This window comes from Paenibacillus sp. FSL H7-0737 (assembly GCF_000758545.1).
In the GTDB taxonomy this organism is placed as follows: Bacteria; Bacillota; Bacilli; order Paenibacillales; family Paenibacillaceae; genus Paenibacillus_AQ.
Window position 1 is genome coordinate 6,411,893 of the sequence record NZ_CP009279.1, and the last position, 20,969, is coordinate 6,432,861.

General features: G+C 44.5%; 16 protein-coding genes. 6 read left to right on the forward strand and 10 right to left on the reverse strand.

Annotated elements, in window-relative coordinates:
- Positions 1-187: 187 nt before the first annotated feature.
- Positions 188-1,882, forward strand: coding sequence for a methyl-accepting chemotaxis protein (locus H70737_RS28015; RefSeq protein WP_042192597.1), 1,695 nt, complete (start codon positions 188-190; stop codon positions 1,880-1,882).
- Positions 1,883-1,977: 95 nt separating this feature from the next.
- Here the strand turns inward: H70737_RS28015 and H70737_RS28020 are convergent, their stop codons facing one another.
- The 4 genes from H70737_RS28020 to H70737_RS28035 form a co-directional block, all read right to left on the reverse strand.
- On the reverse strand, positions 1,978-3,993 hold the full coding sequence (locus tag H70737_RS28020; protein WP_042192600.1) for a bifunctional diguanylate cyclase/phosphodiesterase: 2,016 nt from the start codon (positions 3,991-3,993) through the stop codon (positions 1,978-1,980).
- 228 nt (positions 3,994-4,221) lie between these two features.
- Positions 4,222-5,880 carry a hypothetical protein gene (locus H70737_RS28025; protein ID WP_042192602.1) on the reverse strand — a complete coding sequence of 553 codons (1,659 nt, stop codon included), beginning with the start codon at positions 5,878-5,880 and terminating at the stop codon, positions 4,222-4,224.
- Complete coding sequence (locus H70737_RS28030) at positions 5,873-6,673, reverse strand: ABC transporter ATP-binding protein (protein ID WP_042192604.1); 801 nt, start codon at positions 6,671-6,673, stop codon at positions 5,873-5,875. Before H70737_RS28030 ends, H70737_RS28025 begins: the two co-directional genes overlap by 8 nt.
- Positions 6,674-6,874: 201 nt before the next feature.
- On the reverse strand, positions 6,875-7,267 hold the full coding sequence (locus H70737_RS28035) for a winged helix-turn-helix transcriptional regulator (protein WP_042192606.1): 393 nt from the start codon (positions 7,265-7,267) through the stop codon (positions 6,875-6,877).
- A 114-nt stretch (positions 7,268-7,381) separates the two neighbouring features.
- Between H70737_RS28035 and H70737_RS28040 the strand changes: the two genes are divergently transcribed.
- Positions 7,382-8,395, forward strand: a complete 1,014-nt coding sequence (locus H70737_RS28040) for a zinc-dependent alcohol dehydrogenase family protein (protein ID WP_042192608.1) — start codon at positions 7,382-7,384, stop codon at positions 8,393-8,395.
- A 60-nt stretch (positions 8,396-8,455) separates the two neighbouring features.
- On the opposite strand, the gene H70737_RS28045 is transcribed toward H70737_RS28040, so the two are convergent.
- Positions 8,456-12,184, reverse strand: coding sequence for an S-layer homology domain-containing protein (locus H70737_RS28045; protein WP_042192610.1), 3,729 nt, complete (start codon positions 12,182-12,184; stop codon positions 8,456-8,458).
- Between the two features lie 73 nt (positions 12,185-12,257).
- The gene (locus H70737_RS28050; protein WP_042192612.1) at positions 12,258-13,040 is read right to left on the reverse strand and encodes a hypothetical protein; all 783 of its coding nucleotides are present in this window, start codon (positions 13,038-13,040) and stop codon (positions 12,258-12,260) included.
- A 412-nt stretch (positions 13,041-13,452) separates the two neighbouring features.
- Between H70737_RS28050 and H70737_RS28055 the strand changes: the two genes are divergently transcribed.
- The gene (locus tag H70737_RS28055; protein WP_042194660.1) at positions 13,453-14,811 is read left to right on the forward strand and encodes a dicarboxylate/amino acid:cation symporter; all 1,359 of its coding nucleotides are present in this window, start codon (positions 13,453-13,455) and stop codon (positions 14,809-14,811) included.
- A gap of 91 nt (positions 14,812-14,902) precedes the next feature.
- On the opposite strand, the gene H70737_RS28060 is transcribed toward H70737_RS28055, so the two are convergent.
- From H70737_RS28060 to H70737_RS28075, 4 genes are all read right to left on the reverse strand, one after another.
- The gene (locus H70737_RS28060) at positions 14,903-15,898 is read right to left on the reverse strand and encodes a Gfo/Idh/MocA family protein (protein ID WP_042192615.1); all 996 of its coding nucleotides are present in this window, start codon (positions 15,896-15,898) and stop codon (positions 14,903-14,905) included.
- Between the two features lie 161 nt (positions 15,899-16,059).
- A complete protein-coding gene (menA, locus tag H70737_RS28065; RefSeq protein ID WP_042192618.1) occupies positions 16,060-17,013 on the reverse strand; it encodes a 1,4-dihydroxy-2-naphthoate polyprenyltransferase in 954 nt (317 codons plus the stop codon).
- Between the two features lie 41 nt (positions 17,014-17,054).
- The gene (locus tag H70737_RS28070; protein ID WP_042192620.1) at positions 17,055-17,828 is read right to left on the reverse strand and encodes a DUF6081 family protein; all 774 of its coding nucleotides are present in this window, start codon (positions 17,826-17,828) and stop codon (positions 17,055-17,057) included.
- 133 nt (positions 17,829-17,961) lie between these two features.
- Positions 17,962-18,879 carry a prenyltransferase gene (locus H70737_RS28075; protein WP_231573357.1) on the reverse strand — a complete coding sequence of 306 codons (918 nt, stop codon included), beginning with the start codon at positions 18,877-18,879 and terminating at the stop codon, positions 17,962-17,964.
- A gap of 335 nt (positions 18,880-19,214) precedes the next feature.
- Between H70737_RS28075 and H70737_RS28080 the strand changes: the two genes are divergently transcribed.
- From H70737_RS28080 to H70737_RS28090, 3 genes are all read left to right on the forward strand, one after another.
- On the forward strand, positions 19,215-19,838 hold the full coding sequence (locus tag H70737_RS28080) for an acetate uptake transporter (protein ID WP_042192624.1): 624 nt from the start codon (positions 19,215-19,217) through the stop codon (positions 19,836-19,838).
- 54 nt (positions 19,839-19,892) lie between these two features.
- Positions 19,893-20,210 (forward strand): hypothetical protein, encoded by a 318-nt coding sequence (locus H70737_RS28085; RefSeq protein WP_042192626.1) that lies wholly within the window; start codon positions 19,893-19,895, stop codon positions 20,208-20,210.
- A 243-nt stretch (positions 20,211-20,453) separates the two neighbouring features.
- Positions 20,454-20,930: a DsrE/DsrF/DrsH-like family protein gene (locus tag H70737_RS28090; RefSeq protein WP_042192628.1), complete on the forward strand. Its 477-nt coding sequence runs from the start codon at positions 20,454-20,456 to the stop codon at positions 20,928-20,930.
- Positions 20,931-20,969: the final 39 nt, after the last annotated feature.

The following is a 20,969-nucleotide window of genomic DNA, read 5'->3' on the forward strand; positions in this document are numbered from 1 at the left end:
ATTCAATGCTTTTGTCTACTAAAGATTTCATAATCACGTTTATTTCCATAATTTTTCCATCAATTTACAATATCCGACACAAAAATACTATATTCTATGTAAGGTCATAGGCTTAACGATACGCTATAATCGTAGCAGTGAGAGCGATTGTCTCCGAAAACATATTTTGTCAAGGTTGGTGCAAAGAATGAAATTGGCAACTAAATTAACTTGGATGATGTTCATCGTGTTACTTCTTGTTGGATCATCCATCGGGTTCTTCGGATACCGTACTGCGTATAAGCAAGTAGATGAAGCAGCAGGTATCGAATTGGTAGGATGCGCCAATATTACAACCGGGCTGATTGACCCATCAGATATTACCGCGTTAATTGCAGGAGATCAAAGCAAATTGGAGGCTGTCGAAGACCGGATCGGTTGGATTGTGGCACATAAGGCTATTTTTAAAGAGGCGTTCATTTTATCGCTAGACGGAAAGATCCTCGCCGCAGATTCAAGCTTCAAAGCAAGAGGTTATAAAGCAGGCGACACTTTTTATTTCTCAGATGAAGAGAAACAAATGATCACTAAATCTAAGCATTCCGCTTACTCCAAGGTTTATACATACGAAGGTACCTCACTTAAGACGGGTTACGGCCCCATCTATCAGGATCATGATCCGTCCAAGCCTATAGTTGCTCTAATGGCTATTAACTTCGATGGCCCATTAATTCAAGAACGGACCCGAGACATCATTGTTCAGCCTTTTATTATCGGGACTTCCATTCTAGTTATTGCTATTGTGGCAGCATATCTCTTAATCCGCCGAATGGTAAGTCCACTAACAAAGCTATCCAGAGGCGTAAATCTTGTTGCACAGGGTGATCTTACTCATGATCCTATTTCATTCAACAGCAAGGATGAGATTGGTACACTAGCTCGAAATTTCAACGGCATGACGCAGAGCTTGCGCATGCTCATTACCGAAGTTAATGAAACCTCCATGCAGGTGGCGTCTTCATCCGAAGAGCTCTCTGCCAGTGCACAGGAAACTAACCGTGCTGGTGAGTACAGTGTCAACGTTTCGATTGAACTTGCTGATGGAGCTAATACACAATTGCAAAATTTGGAGGGTGGATATAAGTCTGTACAAGACTTGTCACACTTCATTACAGAGATTGCAGGAAATGCTGATAACGCAATGAATAATGCTACCAGTAACGCCGAAAAGGCTCGTACAGGTCGAGAAGCAATGGACTCTACTACACAACAGATGAGCATCGTCAGTGACAGCATCACTGATTTAGCTGTCATTATTGAGACCTTGGGCGGCTACTCCAAGGAAATTGAGAATATTGTGGGCACGATTGCGAGCATCGCAGAAGAAACCAATTTGCTGTCGCTGAATGCAGCCATTGAAGCTGCAAGAGCCGGAGAAGAGGGAAGAGGCTTTGCGGTAGTTGCACAATCCGTACGCAAGCTTGCCGAGCGATCCGCCCAATCTGCTGCTCAAATCGGACAACTCGTAAGCATCATCGTAAATCAGATGGACCAAGCAGGAGAAACCATGAAGCGCTCTACAGAAGAGATGGATCAAGGCCGGGAATTAATCGTAACAGCAGGTCAATCCTTCTCCGAGATTGAGATGTCTGTCTCTGGGATGGCTTCACAAAGTCAGCAGATTTCCGGAACAGTCCGCGAGCTAGCCTCCATCTCCGATGGTCTCGTTACTACTCTACAGAATATTGTAGACGTCGCTAATCAGACAGCAAGCGGTGCGGAAACATTATCCGCCTCCTCACAAGAGCAGCTTGCAGCCATGGAAGAAGTGGAGTCAGCCGCAGGTTTCCTGTCCTCGCTAGCTGAGAAGCTACAGATTCTAATTGAACGTTTCAAAGTATAATTCTTCTTATTCATGTAAGTTCTTAAACTTAAAGGGGCTAGCGACCAAGCAGAGAAATTCTGCTTGGTCGCTAGCCCCTCTTCTATGTATTGAGATCACGACGCTGCCGTATTCGCTATAAACCACTCACCCAGCTCATGTACAGGCATCGGCCGACCGTAATAATAACCCTGCATGACTCTACAACCCAGTGATTTCAGCAATTCAATTTGCTCTGGTGTCTCCACACCTTCCGCCACGACTTCCATATTAAGATGAGTCGCAATCGCAATAATATTGCTGATAATAGCTTTCTTGGAGTGCATCTTGCTGTTACGAATAAATACTTGGTCAATCTTGAGTGTGTTCACTGGGATTTCATCCAAATTACCAAGGGAGGAGAAGCCTGTCCCAAAGTCATCCAGCGATACTCTTACCCCAAGCAATCGAAGTCTAGACAGCTGTGCAACCGTCTCTTTCATGTTATGCATCGCAATGGACTCTGTAATCTCCAGTTCGAGAAAGTGTGGCTCTAATTCTGCACATGTGAGTGCTTCCGCTACAACATCGTATAGACTCCCATCCTCAAACATCCGTGCGGACATATTAATTGAGACCGGTACGTTAGCTATCTCTTCCTTATGCCAGAACCTGTTCTGGCTACACACATCATGTAGCATCCAATAGGTAATCGGAACGATCAGTCCGGTCTCCTCTGCAATAGGAATGAATTCCGCTGGCGAAATGATCCCATGCTCTGGGTGTCTCCAGCGCAGCAGTGCTTCAAGACCCACCGTAACATTCATATATGAATCCCATTTCGGCTGATACACAACCATAAACTCAGAACGAGCCAAAGCTTTTCGAAGATCCTTCTCTAGCGACATCCGCCGTAACTGATGGCGGTTTACTTCCTGGTCGAACACACTGCATTTATTCTTACCTGAATCCTTAGAGGTATAAAGAGCCGTATCCGCAGCCTTCATTAGCGCTGAGCGATCAGTCCCATGCATAGGAGTCATACTGATTCCAACACTTGCAGTAACATATAGCTCATTGCCCTGAATACGATAGAATTCCTTAAGTTCATGCATAATATGCCCTGCTTCTTCCTGCGCACCCTCCAGTGTGCAATCTGGAAGAGCAATCAGGAATTCGTCACCGCCTAAACGGAAGATCTTTCCTTTATCCCCTACAGAACGAATTAATCTAACAGCGACCTCCTGTAGTAACATATCTCCTATATCATGTCCCAGCGTATCATTAATCGACTTAAAGCGATCTAGATCTACAATAAAAACAGCACCAGATCTGCTTTCAAAAAATTCATCTTTAAAATAGCGTTCTAGTCCATGTCGATTCGGCAGCTCTGTTAGCGGATCTTGATAAGCCATTCGTTCAAGCACATGGCGATCCAGAAATACGGCGCCAGCAGAAACTGCGAGCATAAGTAGCGCTGCCAGCGAAAATGCCATTAACAGTATAACATCAGTCTCTACAAAAAAAGGTTTGCTTCCAGGTAAGTTGTTATATTCAAAATGACAAGCCTTTACACTTGTGTAATGCAATCCGGTAACTGAAAATCCGATAAACAACGCCGAGTATAGCTTCCATCGCTGAAACCCTGCGCATTCTTTAAACTTTTGAAACATCAATAATCCGATATAAGACGAAACCAAAACCAGAATTACAGCAACGGCTTGAATCCATATATCATAATGAATCCTCGTCGCAATCTTCATAGAAGACATTCCGATATAATGCATAGCCGAAAAGCCGCTTCCCAAGAGAATACCACCTACTACTAAATTCCATATCTTTAACTGAGGAACAGATGTGATCCGGAATGCCAAATAGCAGAATAACACACCAACTAATAGTGATATTATAGATCTGCCTGGATAATAATTGACCTCCGCCGGAAAGCGATTCGCCATTATCCCAACATAATGTATTGCCCATATACCGCAGCCTAACACACAAGCTCCCGAGATCAACCACAGACGTCGGATTTTGCCAGTAGAACGTGAAACTTGCGAAATCAGATTTAGTGCAGAATAAGTAACTGTCGCCGCTAGCACAAATGATAGTAAAACAATCCAAACATTAAAGTGGATTCCCATTTTATCCATTAGTTAACCTCTTCACCGGTTTTGAATCCCGTAATCGCTCAGCGTATTTCTCAAGTAAAAAATCAGTACACGAATATCAGATATGGAAGAGTGCGTAAAGATTATAGGTTATCCATAAAAAGAAACTTTAGATGTATTCTACTCTGTATTCAGAAGATTGTCTAAGTAAATACTGGAATTTATACCCTTTTTTATTACGCGAAAAATGTCCATATTTGACACAATCACTCAACCCGGAAAACTTGAACCATGACCTTTTGATGATACATTTTTGGGAAATGTAATTCGCCATATCCATAGATTCAAAACTACCAGAACCAACAGGTAGATATAAACTCCACCCATAAACAAAGTGAAGACATAATGAATACCTGCCATCCCCATCAGCAAAAATAGTAATCCAAAGGAGTTTGCGGTGTAATCCTTCTGTTTAGCTGCCTCATAACGTTCTGAGAAAGGTAGTACCGGAGGATAAGAACGGAAACAAATGACCGCATAGATCAGCATTGCAAACAGCACGACTACCAAGTCTGGCACAATCCGCAGCCCAAACAACCAAAGATACACTATCGCTTCTATAGCGAATAAAGGTAATAGCAGGCGAACTATCGCTGCCTTAAGCATTCCACGATAGATGGGTGCGGTGTTTGGCAGAGGAATCAGCTTATAAATCCAAGAGCCTTTATAACCCGCAGAGTACCTTAGCATTAGAACAACCGTCTGAAGTAACGTCGCACCGAAATAAATCATCAGGTATGTGTTCGAATCCTTGATAGACGATGCATTCCCATCCCAAAAGATCCCAAATATAAAAATGAACGGGAAGACAATGGAATAACCGATTGCCGGATATACCTTTAACTTGAAGTCACGCTCATTCTTCATCATTGACCAGCTAAAGCGAAAAAACATGCCCTCTACCGGGTTCTTACAAGTTACTTTCGACAACCAGTCCACCATTCGGGCGTTACTCTTGCCAACGTTCCCTTGTTCTGAAAGCTTCTGTAAGCTCTTTTCGAATAAAGGCATCAGCTTAATATAAGCCACAATCAGCAGAACCGGAATTACTAAAGCTAGCACTGAAAGCACCACGAAGTGTGTATCTCTCGCCCCGCCAATCAACATCTCAAATGGAGCCGCGAACCAAATCGGAGAAATCAAATACTGCCACCATGCCGGCTTAAAAGAGAGGCTCAATTCAGCAATATCGAACAGTCTAACAACGAGCTGATACCCTACTGTAATCCCTATAGTCAAAATGATCTGTACATAATTAATAATATCTTTGAGCTTCTCCCCGTCGAAAAACTTCATAATCAATAAATAAAGCAGCGCCGTAATGACGAGGATAAAGCAGTCCATCAGAATGATCTCAACAGCATATATTAGAAAAAATAGTACTCCCTGTTTGAACAGGCACAAAATCAGCGAAGGTCCGGTCAAGGTCAGCGTCACTGAAAATAAATAAATGAGAATGTGGATGCTCTTCGCCATGTTCAAGGTACGGCGGTTCACTGGCTTTGAAGCCAGTATGTTTTTGTCCCGAAGATCAAGCATCACGGAAGAGAAATCAGAGATCAGTGTGGTCGTAATCATAAACATCACTACACCAAACACTAGACTCATCTGCAGCATATAGTTCCCCGTTAACATCATAAGAGGAATTAACATGACGCCAAAAAGTAAATAAATCCATTGCACCCGCAGCGGCGAGCCCTCTTTCTTCTCCTCCTTTTTCTGCATTCCAGCGAGCACTGTTGGTGTTCTTCTTCCGTCCATCGTCAGTTTGACCTGCAGAATACTCCGCATCACATCATAATCAACTCCGATTCGGCTAAACCCACCTCGCAGCTTATCCAGAAGCTTCAGCACATAGAAATCAGTCATGAGAATATCCCTCTTGCATGACCGCAACAAATTCCCCAGCAATATCACGGTATTTATCAAATCCAGTTAATTGATTAAAAATATCCTCAAGCGACCCTTCGCGGCCCTTCTCTCTTAGCTCAGCAAAGCTCCCATCCGCCACGATATCTCCACCATCGATCAAAACGATCCGGCTACTGATCTTCTCAACTACATCCATGATGTGTGAAGAATAGAAAATGGTCTTGCCCCTTGCCGCCAAAGATGCAAAAATCTCCTTTACCACCATTACGCTATTGGCATCCAGACCGCTCAACGGTTCATCTAGGAACAGAATATCGGGATCATGAAGCATGCTGGAGATCAGCAGTACCTTTTGTTTCATCCCTTTGGAGAAGGTTGCGATCCGTGAATCATAAGCTTTCTCAAGACCTAGCAAGGCCATTAATTTTCCAGCCTTGTAATCCACATCACTACGCTTCATACCATACAACTCACCTACAAAAGTTAGATACTCCCTAGCGGTGAGGCTATCATATAATTCGGCTACCTCCGGCACATAACCTATTCTTTTTTTGTAAGAAACATCTCCATCAGCAATATCCCTACCGAAAATCTCTACTTTGCCGTTATAGCCTTCTACCAGACCGAGCATAATCTTAACAGTTGTACTCTTTCCTGCCCCGTTAGGGCCGATATAGCCAATAATTTGTCCTCTGTATACCTTAAGGTCAATGCCCTTTAGCACCATTCGGTCCGTGTAGTTCATCCATAAACCAGAAATCGCAATGACTGGATCATCAGCAAGGCCCATATCCTAATCCCCTCTCTAGCGACTAATTGACGATGTTAAAAATTACTATTTCATAAAATTACAATAATTGTATCATTCAACTGAATCCCACTCCATAATTTAACTCACTAATCTTATATCTATGAATGCTAATGCCCTTTTCAACACAAAAGGGAGAACCATTGGTCCCCCCTTAGAGTGTAGAGATCTATCCCACACAAATTATTCTGTTTGATCCACTTGATCATATGAAGCTCTGGCCTTTTCAACCCACACATAATTTTTACTCGTCCACTGATTTAACGCTCTCATAGGCTCAAGTAACGACACCCCTAGGGGGGTTAGAGAATACTCTACGATGGGTGGAACGGAAGGTGTAATCTCGCGTTGTACCAACCCATCTCGTTCCAGTTGCCGCAAAGTTTGAGTTAGCATTTTTTTAGAGATGCCTTCGATTCGTCTTCTGATATCACTGTAACGAATGATTCCATCTTCCATGGCATAGATGACCAAAGCTGTCCATTTATTAGAGATAATATCAAGGACCTTACTGTACCCACAAATCGATAACGAGATATCAGGCTCTACGGCATTCGTCGAAAATGGATTGTTCATATAAAGTCCTCCCGTGCACTTTTTGGTTCCCTGGACACTATAAAGTGCCTCCTTACTTAAGTGTAATTTATGGATTATTGTATGTCTATGCACTTCAAGAAGGAGAGATTGCTCATGAAAGTATACGAAATCCAAAGTGAATTTGGCCTCGATCAACTGAAGGTAGCCGAACGTCCAATTCCTAATCCTGGTTCTGGTGAAGTTCGTATAAAAATGCGGGCAGTTTCCCTTAACGCTAGAGATTTAGGTGTCATTGATGGTTTTTATAACCCGATTTTGAACGCTCCATTAATTCCAGTATCGGACGGTGTTGGTGAAGTTGTCGCCTTAGGTGAGCATACGTCCAGATTCAAGATTGGTGACCGGGTAAGCGGTATTTTTACTCAAAGCTGGGTTTCGGGAGAACCTACACAAGAAAATTGGGTGAGCTCACTTGGAAGTCCGCTTGATGGGTTGCTTGCAGAATATGTTGTGCTTCCCGAGGAGGGATTAGTTCGTGTGCCAGATCTATTAACTGATGAAGAAGCGGCAACTCTTCCTTGTGCAGGTGTTACAGCCTGGCATGCTATTGTTGAAGAAGGAAAGGTGAAGGCTGGAGAGACTGTAGTGATACAAGGAACGGGTGGAGTTTCACTATTCGCGCTTCAATTTGCCAAGCTTCACGGTGCACAGGTGATCATCACATCAAGCAGCGATGAGAAGCTTAAGCGTGCAAAGGGATTGGGAGCGGATTTCGGTATCAATTATTTAAAGACCCCTGAATGGGATAAGGCTGTTCTTGAGCTGACAGGGGGACGCGGGGCAGACCATATTGTTGATCTCGGTGGATCATCCACATTAAATAAGTCAATCGTGGCGCTGCGGGTGGGTGGAAGGATCAGTCTGGTAGGCGGTCTGTCGGGCTTCCAAGTCGAGGGCTTTGAAATCATCCCTGCAATTCTGAGAAAAGCACGCCTTCAAGCCATCAATGTCGGAAGCCGTGACATGTTTGAGACGATGAACCGTGCGGTTGAACAAAATGGACTTCGCCCTATCATTGACGCTGTATTTCCATTTGAACAATCTGTTGAAGCATTGCAATACTTGGCTAAGGGTACACACTTCGGAAAAATCTGCATTAAGTTTTAACAGTAGAACCCCCCTGTAAAAAAGCAGGGGGGTTCTACTGTTATATTCAGCTACCGCCAATCATTTCGATAATAGATTATAAATGACCTGTGCCGCTTGCGCTCTTGTAGTAACTTCTTTAGGACTCAGCTTGCTATTCGCTCCGGTTACTACACCTCTTTCCACCAGCGCCTGAAGGGCTTCCTGTGCATAGCCAGCAATATCCCCTGCATCACCAAAATCAGAAAGAGCTACAGCCTTCTTCTCGGATGGCAGTTCACCTATCGCTACAAGTGAGCGATACAAGAGTGTAAATAGCTCCTGTCTAGTGATCTGAACCTCTGGCTGGAATTGATTATCTCCAGAACCTGTGGCTACCCCAAGGCGCTTAGCAGTCGCGAGATAGTTCGTGTAATACGTATTGCCCGCATCCGCAAAATTATCAGTTGCGGTAGCGTCGGGTGTGATGCCATAAGCATTCAAGAGCAAGACTATGAATTGCCCTCTAGTTATTGCAGCATTCGGACTGTAATGCTCTGCATCCGTACCGGATGTGATACTGCGTGCCGCAAGATAACCTACTGCACTGCTATACCACGATGTCTCTGAAACATCCGCAAAGCTCACCTTGTTATATCCAATAATATATTGGGAGAAATGTGTGGTAACAAAATCTACGGTTCCCTTGGCAGCGTTATAATTGCCGCGTACATTCTCCAAGCTTCCGTTGGTATTGATATGGTATACGATGACCGCATCTTTCTGTTCTCCTGCTTGCAGTGTATACGGCACACTGATATGAATAATGCCCCCACCAAAGGTGGAAATGGTACTCTGACCTGCTTTTACCGACAAATCATAAACCGGTCTGTCCCCGAGAACGGCCTTACCTTCCGCCGTTAACGAAACCTTAGCGATGGTTATGACAATGTCCCCTGCATCCGAGGCTGCGCTAATACTTGCCAAAGATTTGGCATCAAGCGTAATCGTACCTACATTCTCATAATGAATGGTAATCTCGGCCTTTGTACCAGAGACCAACTCGTTAATTATGCTTCTCGGTAGCGTAAGCTCGGCTGTTTGGGTTTCAGAAGTAGCTGCTACTTTAATTTCAAGTACGGCTTTCTTCCCATCCGCTTCTGCCTTTTTAGCAAGATTCACAAGCTCGGTAGCCGCTTCCTTCGTGATTGTTGCTGTGGTTACTCCTGTGGTTTTATCCGTTTTGGTTGCTGCTGTTGATGATAAATTCACAGTGTTACCGGTTGTTGTTGTAGCAACCAGTTGAGGGCTTGCTGTTGGTGTTGGTGTGGTCGTGCTCGGCGCAGGATTGCTGCCGCCAGGCCCACTTGTTCCTGGGTCTGAAATAGATACATAAGCAGGGACAATAATATTAGTTACTGGACTCGCCTTATAACCTTCTTTCGCTGCGTATCGAACTTGATACGTACCTGGTATTAGACCTGTAATCTCTTTATCTGGTGCATACACATAATTAGTCACACTGGACAGCTTATATTCTAAGGCTGTTGTGGTTCCTGTGATTTTTCCATCATTGTTCGCTGTAGAGGTAGGAGCTACCCCCTGTAAACCAGATGGCGCTTCTTGCTCTGCAGTGAAAACTGGAACAATCACTTCTGCTGCTCTGCCTGCATTAAACCCTTCTTTGGCTGCGTATCTTACCTGATACGTTCCCGGTACCAGTCCAACGATCTCTACATCTGTTGCATAGACATAATCGGTAACTGTTGATAACTTATACTCCAACGCTTTCGTAGTCCCTGTGATTTTGCCATCATTATTGGCTGCAGTAGTCGGTGCCACCCCCACTAGCCCTACAGGAGCTGCTTGCTCGCCATAGGCCGGAACTTCAACAGTAGCATCTTTACCTACGCTGTATCCTTCTTTTGCCGCAAATCTCACATTATAAAAGCCCGGAGTAAGACCTGTGATGGCTACGCCTGTTACAGGCTTATAATCAGCTTCTCCAACACCCTTATACTCCTGCCCTTCAGCTGAGCCCGTAATTTGCCCATCATCGTTAGCTTCAGAAGTAGGAGCTACCCCTAATAGACCTGTTGGAGCTGCTTGTTGATGGATATAAGCAGGCACCTCCACACTTACATCTTCTCCAGCATTATAAGGAATGATCGTCGGTCCCGCTGCGTTCGTTGGTCCTTGATATCCTGATGTAGCCGCATATCTTACTTTATAAACACCAGGCGCAAGCCCTGTAATTGCGGATCCTGATACTGGCGTATATGCCGTATCTCCAGCCAGCTTATATTCCAAGGCCGAACTTGTGCCCAAGATTTGCCCATCTTTACTGTCTGCTGCGGTTGGTGCTACACCTGTAAGTCCAGCGGGCACAGCTTCCAGTTTAGAGAATAGCTTATCCAGAGCTGTTGTAGTGTTAGTGTATCTGGCTCCGACTGGGTAATTCGCCTGCACGTAATCCGGTTGGATGTTCGTCCAGCTGTACATAAGCTCAATATGCCCTAGAATAGGTGCATTAGTGCCGTCTGTATCTTTGTTACCCTTGTTGTACGTGAACAGATATGGAACCTGAAGTCTATCTCCAATCACGGTGTCTCCAAGCTCATTCACATAACTAATCACAGATGGCTTGGCTGCTGTATTGTTCTCGGTCTTGATATTGGTCAGATAAGTACGAACCAGATCAACATATAAATTCGCATATGGGTGATTGGTTGTTCTAATCTGAAGCTCATTATTATTGTGCGGATTGGCATTGCCCTTGGTGCCGCTGTTATTGCTTGGTTCAGCAACCGTCACCCCAGAGTCGAGCTTCGTATCGAAGAAGTAGACCTTATCGATGTTATGCTTTTTGGCATACTCATTAATATATTTGATAACCGCTTGCGTGTTAGGGCACCATGATCCACCTAACAAAATCGCATAGTTGCCATCACTCGCCAAAATTTGCTTCAGCTGATGATAGGTCACATGTTCATACACGAGCGTACCGTCCGATTCGTTGAAGATCGTAGGTTTGCCCTCATTTTCGCCCTCGTAGTTCTTGTTAAACGCCGCCTTGATATAAGCAGATTCATCGATCGTGTTATATCCAGAAGCGGCACTAAGTACCTCTCTTACTGATGCTTTATACGCATTAACCTTCGCAGCATCAAGTGTTCCGTTCGTCAGGAACTCATTCCACGAGTAGCTTTTATCCAGATAGGATACAACAGGAGCGATATTTCCTTGTGCATCCTTGTGATCCTTGTTGTATACCAAGAGAAATGGAGATTCGATCTTATTAGCAGTTACGACATCCCCGTTTTTATTGGTATAGCTAACATTGCGTTCTGGAACATCCTTCGAGGACAGATTCAAATTCTTTAAATATTTGTTTACCAGGTCAACGTATTTGTAAGCAAATTTATTATTGCTGTCTGCAATCTGGAGCGTGTCACCGTCCAGCTTAGTATCAAAGTTATAAATCGTAGAGATGCCATATTCTTTAGCTACTTCATTGATAAAGCCGATGTCGGCCTGTGTATTCTCGCTCCAAGCGCCGCCAACCAGAACAGCGTAAGTGCCTTCACTCTCAAAAAGATGAACGATATCCTCATAGGTTGCCGTTTTAAATACATGGTCAGGATCATTCAGACGGTCATAGACATGACTGAAATAATCAAAGTGGCTTACACCACTACTTGAGCCAAAAGAAGTTAGCGCCTCTGCGTTATCCGGATTAGCATAAGCTCTTCCTGCCTGAGTAGGCAGAATTAGCAGGGAGGCTGCCAACAGCAGCGTTAGAATTTTTTTAAAGGTTAATGGTCGTATCATTATGTGCACCTCGCCTTAAATAGGTTTATGTGATGTATGGGCTGAAAGGAATCCTGAATGAGCCTGCCGCTCATCAAGGACAAACCTCTTCCTCAGCGGCTGGTGCCGGTGCGGGTGCCTGAACCGTTTCCGCTGGAGCAGCAGCTGGTGCGCTGACCGTGGATGATGCAGGTGCAGAAGACGATGTCTTCGGTTGGGCAGACTCAACGACCGGAGCGGCTGTCGCTTTAACCACCTCAGTTGTGGAGAAAGTAATGGATTTCGATTTCGAAGGTGCTTCCGTTGCTGTTACTACAGGAGCCGCAGTGGCCTTAGGCTGAGCAGATACGACAGGAGCAGATGTCGGTTGAGCTGCTTTGGCAGTTACGATTGCTTTGGGAGCTGCCGTAGGCGCAGCCGTTGGAACCGGTGTAGCTGTTTGAGTTTGCGTTTTGACAGTCGCAGCTACCGTGGTTGTAGTTGTAGCTACCTTAGCGGTCTCCGCGGCTGGAGCTGCGGTCGCCTTAGGCTGAGTGTCACCCACCGCTGGAGCTGCTGAAGCAACAGTCTTCTTCGCAGAATCAACGGTTGCGTCTGGGGCAGCAGTCGCTTTTGCGGAGACAGTCTCCACTGCTGGAGCTGAAGATTCCGGCTGAACCGTTTCTGTAACAGGAGCCGAAGTGGCTTCTGCCTGAACAACGACTTCGGCTGCAGAAGTAGCTACAGGTGCCGCTGCTGCTGAAACCGATACTGCTGTATTACTGCTTGCTTCAATGGATGCTGCCTCTGCTGTCTTTTTATTAGCGGATACTGCGGCATACGTCAGTGCGGAAAAGACAACAGTTGCAGCAACCAAAGATATCGTAAGTTTTTTCATAATGTGTACCATCCTTTTCAAATAAAATAAGACCCAACACGGCACGTATTACGTACCTGTTGAATCTCTGGCTGTCCAGTAGATCCATGCTTCTTAACTTCATCGTTGTACCTTTAACCCCTAAATTCTCCTTTCTCTAAAATAAAAAAAAGAGACTCAACGAGACGCAAAACACGCGTCTTTCGTTGAATCTCCGGCTGTCCAGTCGATTCCAATTGGCTTGTGATTAAGTTCCATATTATTCATGACGATGCGCCTTGTCAATCAATTTTTATTTTTCACATGGTTTTTATCGGGATTGATTATTTTTAACATATTATTACATTGACTTTACTATAAATTCTATATAGATTGATCTCAATAGGATTAATCACATTAAAAAACTAGGTTTAAGGGGGTATTAGTAGTGAACATAGATAACAACTTGTTATCCGCCATCGAAACGAACTGGTATGGATTTGTAGCTTCCATATTTGTTTTTGCAATTTTGTTTCTACTGGCACGTAAACGCATTGGATTTGGTACTCGGGTACTCATCGGACTTGGCATCGGACTTATTGCCGGAATATTCTTTCAATACTTCGATTTAGAGACCAAAGCTATCAGTACATTCGGCAGCATTTATGTCAGCTTGATTCGCATGCTCGTCATCCCTTTAGTATTCATACTCGTATTAAACAGTATTTCTTCCTTAACTAATCTGGAGTATCTGCGCAAAATAGGGATCAAAACCTTCGCCTGGTTCCTCGGAACGACGGGTATCGCTTCTATTATCGGCCTATCGGTTGCGCTGCTGTTCAATCCTGGTCAAGGGATACAACAGGATGTACCTGCGGATTTCGCCGCCCGGGAAATCCCTACCTTCTCACAGGTTATTCTGGATCTTGTGCCATCTAACCCTGTGAATGAAGCAGCTACGGGTAAGGTTGTGCCTCTGCTCATTTTCGCTATCTTCCTAGCAGTAGCTATAATCAAAATTGGCTCCAAGAAACCGGAAGCCGTGAAACCTGTACGTGATCTTATTGAATCCCTGACACTGATACTGCATCAGGTCGTGAAATTCATTATTCGCTTGACGCCTTACGGTGTCTTCGCACTGATAGCAGGAATTACCGCACGTTATGGCTGGGAAACGTTGCAGGAACTGGGCAGCGTAATCATTACCTCATATGTCGCAATGATTATTCATTTTGTTCTTATCTTTGGCGGGTTGGTTCTATTAGTAGCGAAGGTGAATCCAATTCGTTTCTTCCGCAAAATCTATCCAACCATTACCGTTGCCTTCACGACTAGAAGCAGCTACGCAACACTTCCTGTCAATCTTGAAGTGATTACGAAGCGCCTTCATGTCTCCCCGCGGATCGCGAGCTTTATTGCGCCGTTAGGAGCATCGGTCAACTTTAATGCGTGCGGCGGCATTTGGCCGGCGATTGTGGCTGTGTTCACCGCCCAAGTATTCGGTATTGATCTGAACTGGACTGACTATATTACACTGGTCTTAGTAAGTATCATCTCTTCAATTGGTGTAGCTGGCGTACCTGGACCAGCCGTAATCTCCACTACGGTGGTCTTAACCGCTCTTGGCCTGCCGCTTGAAGGAATCGCTATCGTTGCAGGTGTAGAAGCGCTTATCGATATGGGTCGTACCGCTGTAAATGCAACAGGAACAGCTGTAACCGCGTTGTTGGTCGCGAATTCAGAAGGTGAATTTGACCGCGAAGCCTTTAATAGCAATGATGACGAAGATGATATTCTCTTGAGCACAGTTTAAAATCCGAACATGCAAACAAAAAAACCTCCGGCAGCTGCTTATAGCAGCAAGCCGGAGGTTTTTTTAACGTAGATTCATATTAGATTCGCTGTTACACCATGCTAATTCTTTGCCGTTGTTTAGCTGAAGCAAGGCAGGTTTCAACCAGACGCATACTTAGCACCGGATCCTCCGGTGCAATGAGTCTCTTACCTGTGAACACAGCGGCTGCAAAATCATCCACCTGCCGTATGTATGGATTAGCCCCTGTGGCATCGACCCGTCTCACCTCATCACCAGTGTACACAAAGAATTCCGCATCCTCGTCTCTAGCGTTGAAAGGCATAGGCACCTCAATTCGTCCCTCGGTCCCAAGAATCTCTAAGAGCTGGCGGTTATATGCCCACATTCCGCAATCAAAGATCAAGCTTAAACCATTTGGAAACTCCACCAGCCCTGAAGCCATCATATCTACATTATCATGCTCAGGGGAGAACTTCGCATGCACGGTCACAGCTTCCGGCTCCGTCCCAAACAACAGTCGTGCCGCACTTAACGGATAGCAGCCAACATCATAAAGCGAGCCGCCACCCCAAGCCGATTTAAAACGAATATTTGAAGTGTCTGTAGCATCATTGTAAGTAAATGTACCTCGAATCGAGCGTAATTCTCCGATTTCACCGCTAGCGATAATGTCCTGGAGTTCAGCAATCCGTGGATGATGCCGATACATGTACGCTTCTGCTAAGTGAACGCCTGCATCGTTACATGCTTTCACCATCTCTGCAGCCTCTGCACTGTTCAGTGCGATCGGTTTCTCACACAACACATGCTTACCTGCTTCTGCCGCACGGATCACCCATTCTCGATGAAGATGATTAGGGAGCGGAACATACACCGCATCGATTTCTTTATCCGCAAGTAACTCTTCGTAACTGCCATATGCTTTCTCTATTCCGAACTCTGCGGCTACAGCGCTGCTTTTTTCCAAGCCACGACTCGCTACCGCTGTAATCACTCCCGAATCTGAATTCATGATAGCTGGCATCACTGAGCCAGTCGCAATCTGCGCACAGCCTATGATTCCCCACCGAAGTTTTTGTACCATAATGGCTACACCTCTTCCCTTGGATTAGTTACTATACTTTAAGACACCTTATCATAGAATGAAACTCATCACTAATAGAAAAGTACAGTCAGAGCGCAAAAAAGCAGCACCCATAGGAGATTCGACTCCGATAGATACTGCTTTTTAATCCAGTGGAAAAATTACATTATCACATTTAACAGCACAGCCGCACCAAGCACAGCAATACGGGCCGCATTCATCAACACGAAATTTTTGACGGCAAGAATAAAGGTACTCGCCTTCTCCTGCTTCTGTTTGAACAAATCGATATTTCGGTGCAATGGGATCAGTGTAAGTAGAATCGCCAAGACAAGAATAGGGTTTATCCCCAAGATCAGCAGCACTACAAGATCCAGATAAGAGACATAGTATAGATATTTAAACAGCACAAGCGCATTACGTCGGCCAATGTAGACCGGAAGCGTGTACCTGCGGTTCTCCACATCTTCATCAATATCACAAATATTATTTGCGAGCATAATCCCTGCAATCCCTAGAATGGCAGGAACAGAGAACCAGAACAGGTACAGCACTTCCATAATATTGACATTCAAGCTGACCCAACCGTTCTGAAGCAACAGCGATACCACATGCTCGTCCGTATGAATATAGGCAGAAATAAAAATAATGACAAAGCCCATAAACAAACCCGAGAACAACTCACCTAACGGCATCCGCGAAATCGGGATCGGCCCGAACGAATAAAGGATCCCTATCAAGAACGACAGCCCACCCAGCAAAAAGACCAGTAAACCCGTCTGCGTAACAAGCGCAATCCCGCCCCCTGCAGCCAGAGCCAGCAAAATAACAATCGTCGCCACGACAGTGCTCTCTTTTAGCTTAAAATGTACAATCGCATTATGCGTCTCATAGCCATAGCCGTGGGTTTTAGAAGCTTTTTTGAAATCGTAATAGTTGTTAATCGCCGTCGTCGCCATATCAAAGCTTAGCAGGGAAACGAACATCAGACCAAAACGCAACACATAAAAATCCTCAAACCGATACAGGGCATACAGCGTTCCCATCAGAAAGGGAATCATACTGGCTACTTTTGTCGGCAGCTCCACAAATCTTAGAAAGCTTTTAATATTCACACCATACACCCTTATTTATCAATTGAGCCTGCAAGGTATTACTATTCTGTCGTTGTAATCTTCACTGGGGACCATTCTGCAATAACTGTCTGTCCATGCACAGACACACTGCCTTCAGGACTCAGATCCTTCTCTGTCATAATTCCAAGCGCGACTGTAAAGTTGTTGAACTTGATCGGAATATTTTTCTCACGGCGCACTTCTTGGCCATTCAAATAGAATACAGCCTCATCGTTGCCACGGTGGTACGTTATGCGGTAGGTATTAAATTCACGTGGTTTGAAATCCGTATCTTCTTTAAAGATGCAGAAATATTTCGTTCCTTTGCTCTCTGGTACTTGTACCCCCGGGAACGGCAAAATACCATATACACTAGCATATTTATCATTTCCCGCAAAAAAGTCTAGCGCCGCACCTGTCGTAAAATCAAGCAAGTTCAGCGATACATAGCCATCGTACAAATCTCCAGGTGCTGTTCCTTGTGTACGGCTACGAATTTGCAGCTCAAAGCTAATCTCTCCGGCCTCAGGAATTACCACTGGCTCCGCGGAGTAATACATATGCTTAGCATTGTCTAGAATTTGTACTTGATGGTTCTCGCGGGATAATTTCGCACGCACATACAGCGTATCATTACGAACGATAACTACTGCTTCCGGTTCACGATAAGCCCAAAAGGATCCATCAGGCAGTGTAAATCCACCTGTCTTCCAGACCTTTCCTTCTTCTAAAATGGAGTGGAAATCTCCAAGCACCATTTGATTGCCTTTAACATTTTGTTCTTCCTTCAACAGTTCCTTGTCCTTCTTTTCCATGAAAGCTCACTCCTTCTGTATGGTAATTATTAGTACAAGCAAAAACGCCTTCAGCATCCCTAATGGACGGTAAGCGTTTATGCGAGAAATATAAGGATAATGTATAGCGTGAAACCTATATATTCTTATATCTTCAGAATAATCCTTGAATTAGTAAGGTTGCTGCCATCACTACTCCGCAACGAACGGAGGCTTTTTGTGAAGCACCCATGAGCGGGATATAGGCTGGTGAAGCATTATGTGGCTTCAGTCCACGATAAATACGAATCGGCCAGAAGGCTGTAACCAAAGCCAATAGTGCATAAACTGGAAGTACGCCCATCAGCACACAGATCACTACAGAAGCATAACCGGTGAAGAGAAGCACACGCGAGAAGACAAGTGCCTTCTGTTCACCCCACACTACAACAAGCGTAAGTTTTCCAGCCTGCTCGTCCGCTTTCCAATGTAAGAAATGATGATTAAACAATAGCAATGTAGTCAAGAATCCAACCGGCAATGAAAGGATGACAGGCTTCATGCTAAAATGACCGGTTTGTACGAAAAAGGAACCTAACACAGGCATGATCCCAAAAGCTATAAAGATAGCCATCTCACTATATCCCTTACCGCGATAGCCATACCGCAGGGGTGGGGCTACATAGAAATAAGCGATTAAAGCACCTACAAGTACAAACCAGAGGATATTCCAACCGCTATATATACTTAGGATTCCACCACAGATAAGGGCAATCGCCAACATACTCCAGGTCATCTTTGCATAAAAAGACTCCGAGAGGATTCCACCTGTCAGTAGCCCGGAGTTTGTGCTGATTTCACCAGCGGAATTCTTCGCCTCTGTATCTGTTCCGTTGCGATAATCCCACAGATCATTCACCATATTGGAAAACAGATGCGCCGAAATCGCTCCTATTAAGGTTAGAATAAATAAGACCGGATGGAATGACCTTTCCCATACATATGCCCCAACTGTACCTAAAACAATCGGGATAAGCATAACTGAAAAACTCCAAAACCGGGTCGCCTTCGTAAATAATGTCCATTTGCTCACTTCAAGCTTACCGCCTTTTCATTATGACTTGATAATAATTATCACTGACTATTATACATCAATTTTCAACAGATTGTGAAGATTATCACTGCATATAATGTCTAATCTTGACATAATACCTCGGTTTGTTTGGCTAAAAGGTTTCTTCATTGAAGCTAAAAATGTAAATAACCTCTTATTGGACATAAGGCCACCCATTTACAACAAAAAATGAGCGCTGTTTTATAGGCAAGCACATACCAATATGATATGATAGGCAAGCCTATGAACAGCGCTCCTTGAGTGCTGTTTTTAAGAGCGTAAAACTATATATAATAATGGAGGCTTTTACTGTCATGTCAGCGCAATCCCCTAACACCCAATCTGTCAAAATCGTCACCGCAGACCCTAGCGCCATCGGGCTATTCGGACTGGCTATTGTCACATTGGTTGCTTCTTCACAGAAGCTTGAGTTTACAACAGGACTTAGCTACGTCATTCCTTGGGCTATCTTCCTCGGAGCATTTGCTCAACTATTTGCCGCAATTCAAGATGCTAAGCACAACAACACCTTTGGTATGACCGCCTTTGGCGCCTACGCTTTCTTTTGGTTCGGCATGGCTAGCAGCTGGCTGATCAAGCTCGGCGTATTCGGCCCAACGCTTGCAGAGGCTGTAGATCCTAAGCAGCTCGGATTTGTATTTCTGGGTTACTTGATCTTTACAATCTTTATGACCATTGGCGCGGTTGAGGCTAATAGAGTTTTGCTTATCATTTTTGTATTGATAGATTTCCTTTTTATTGGACTAACCTTCGATTCCTTTGGTATCGCTCCAGAATTCTTCCATAAGCTTGCTGCTTGTGCCGAACTTGGAATTGGTATCGTATCCTTATACGGATGTGGCGCTTCTGTGCTAAACGCTCATTTCGGACGCACTTTCTTACCGATCGGAGCTCCGCTAGGTATTTTCAAGAAATAGTAATTCACCTTTTTTGAATCCTAACTTTTGCAAGCCGAAAGGATGCCTGAGACCATGCATGTCCTATCCTCTTCTGAATTAGCCGTAACCGCTATATTTGCGCTTATTCTCGCAGTTATTGCCTATTGGATCATTCGGAATATCCCAAAGATGTCTGGAGATATTGCGGCTTTTCGCAAAAGAACACTGGTCTGGACCCAGGTTTCGCTTGTACTAACGGTACTTCAGCTGAACTTCAAAGCAGGCGACTGGCGATTTTCTATCGTTCTTGGACTCATCGTATTATTTACCGGAAGCATTTGGCTTTCCGCCCGTTACCATGACATCCGCAGCACCTTAGATCCAGAATCCAAAGATTCTGAAGTACATTAGTAGAAGCTAGGTAACAAAATAAAGGTGATGAAGCTCCCGTAAGGGGGCTTTTTTTTGTGAATTCGGAAGGTCCCTTCGCATACTTCTCCCCTCCATAACCATACTAATGACATTCCAGGCTAAAACGCCTTCGGCGTCCTCTTAAGGACGTTTAAGCGTTTATGCGAGAATTATAAGGATAACGTATACCGTGAAACTTATACTTTCTTATAATTCAATATAAGTAACGGGAGGACTATGCAGGTGAGTAAAAAAATAAATCTTCTGATGTTCAGCGGAGAATACGACAAAGCCATGGCGGGATTGATCCTAGCGAATGCTGCGAGAGATATTGATGTAGAGGTTACGATGTTTTTCTCTTTCTGGGGTTTGTTTCTGGTGCGTGATCCGGAGAAGATGACGCTAGAGGATAAAAGTATTTATGAGAAGCTGATGGATGTCATTACGCCAAAAGGCCCTGGGCAGCTGCCACTCTCCCATTTGAATTTCAGCGGGCTGGGCCGGATGATGCTAGAGGAGATGATGGAGGAGCAAGGCGCGCCGAAGCTGATTCATTTTCTTAAAGGAGCTCGTAAAAAAAACATCAAGTTCTATGCCTGCAAGCTCTCTGTCGAGATCATGGGCTTTAAAACAGAAGAACTGCTGCCAGAGGTCGAGATTATCGATGCTGCGGCGTATTTAAGAGACGCTTTGGAGAGTGATGTTCAGCTGTTCATTTAGCGGTTGAAATTAATTAATATAAGAAAACATAAAGCGACA

Coding starts and splice junctions, on each gene's coding strand:
- H70737_RS28030 (WP_042192604.1), bottom strand. CDS start 6,673: ATGGGCCTTGCTGATGATCCAGTCATTGCGATTTCTGGTTTATGGATG.
- H70737_RS28050 (WP_042192612.1), bottom strand. CDS start 13,040: ATGAAAAAACTTACGATATCTTTGGTTGCTGCAACTGTTGTCTTTTCC.
- H70737_RS28020 (WP_042192600.1), bottom strand. CDS start 3,993: ATGGATAAAATGGGAATCCACTTTAATGTTTGGATTGTTTTACTATCA.
- H70737_RS28040 (WP_042192608.1), top strand. CDS start 7,382: ATGAAAGTATACGAAATCCAAAGTGAATTTGGCCTCGATCAACTGAAG.
- H70737_RS28035 (WP_042192606.1), bottom strand. CDS start 7,267: ATGAACAATCCATTTTCGACGAATGCCGTAGAGCCTGATATCTCGTTA.
- H70737_RS28070 (WP_042192620.1), bottom strand. CDS start 17,828: ATGGAAAAGAAGGACAAGGAACTGTTGAAGGAAGAACAAAATGTTAAA.
- H70737_RS28085 (WP_042192626.1), top strand. CDS start 19,893: ATGCATGTCCTATCCTCTTCTGAATTAGCCGTAACCGCTATATTTGCG.
- H70737_RS28045 (WP_042192610.1), bottom strand. CDS start 12,184: ATGATACGACCATTAACCTTTAAAAAAATTCTAACGCTGCTGTTGGCA.
- H70737_RS28060 (WP_042192615.1), bottom strand. CDS start 15,898: ATGGTACAAAAACTTCGGTGGGGAATCATAGGCTGTGCGCAGATTGCG.
- H70737_RS28015 (WP_042192597.1), top strand. CDS start 188: ATGAAATTGGCAACTAAATTAACTTGGATGATGTTCATCGTGTTACTT.
- H70737_RS28080 (WP_042192624.1), top strand. CDS start 19,215: ATGTCAGCGCAATCCCCTAACACCCAATCTGTCAAAATCGTCACCGCA.
- H70737_RS28025 (WP_042192602.1), bottom strand. CDS start 5,880: ATGACTGATTTCTATGTGCTGAAGCTTCTGGATAAGCTGCGAGGTGGG.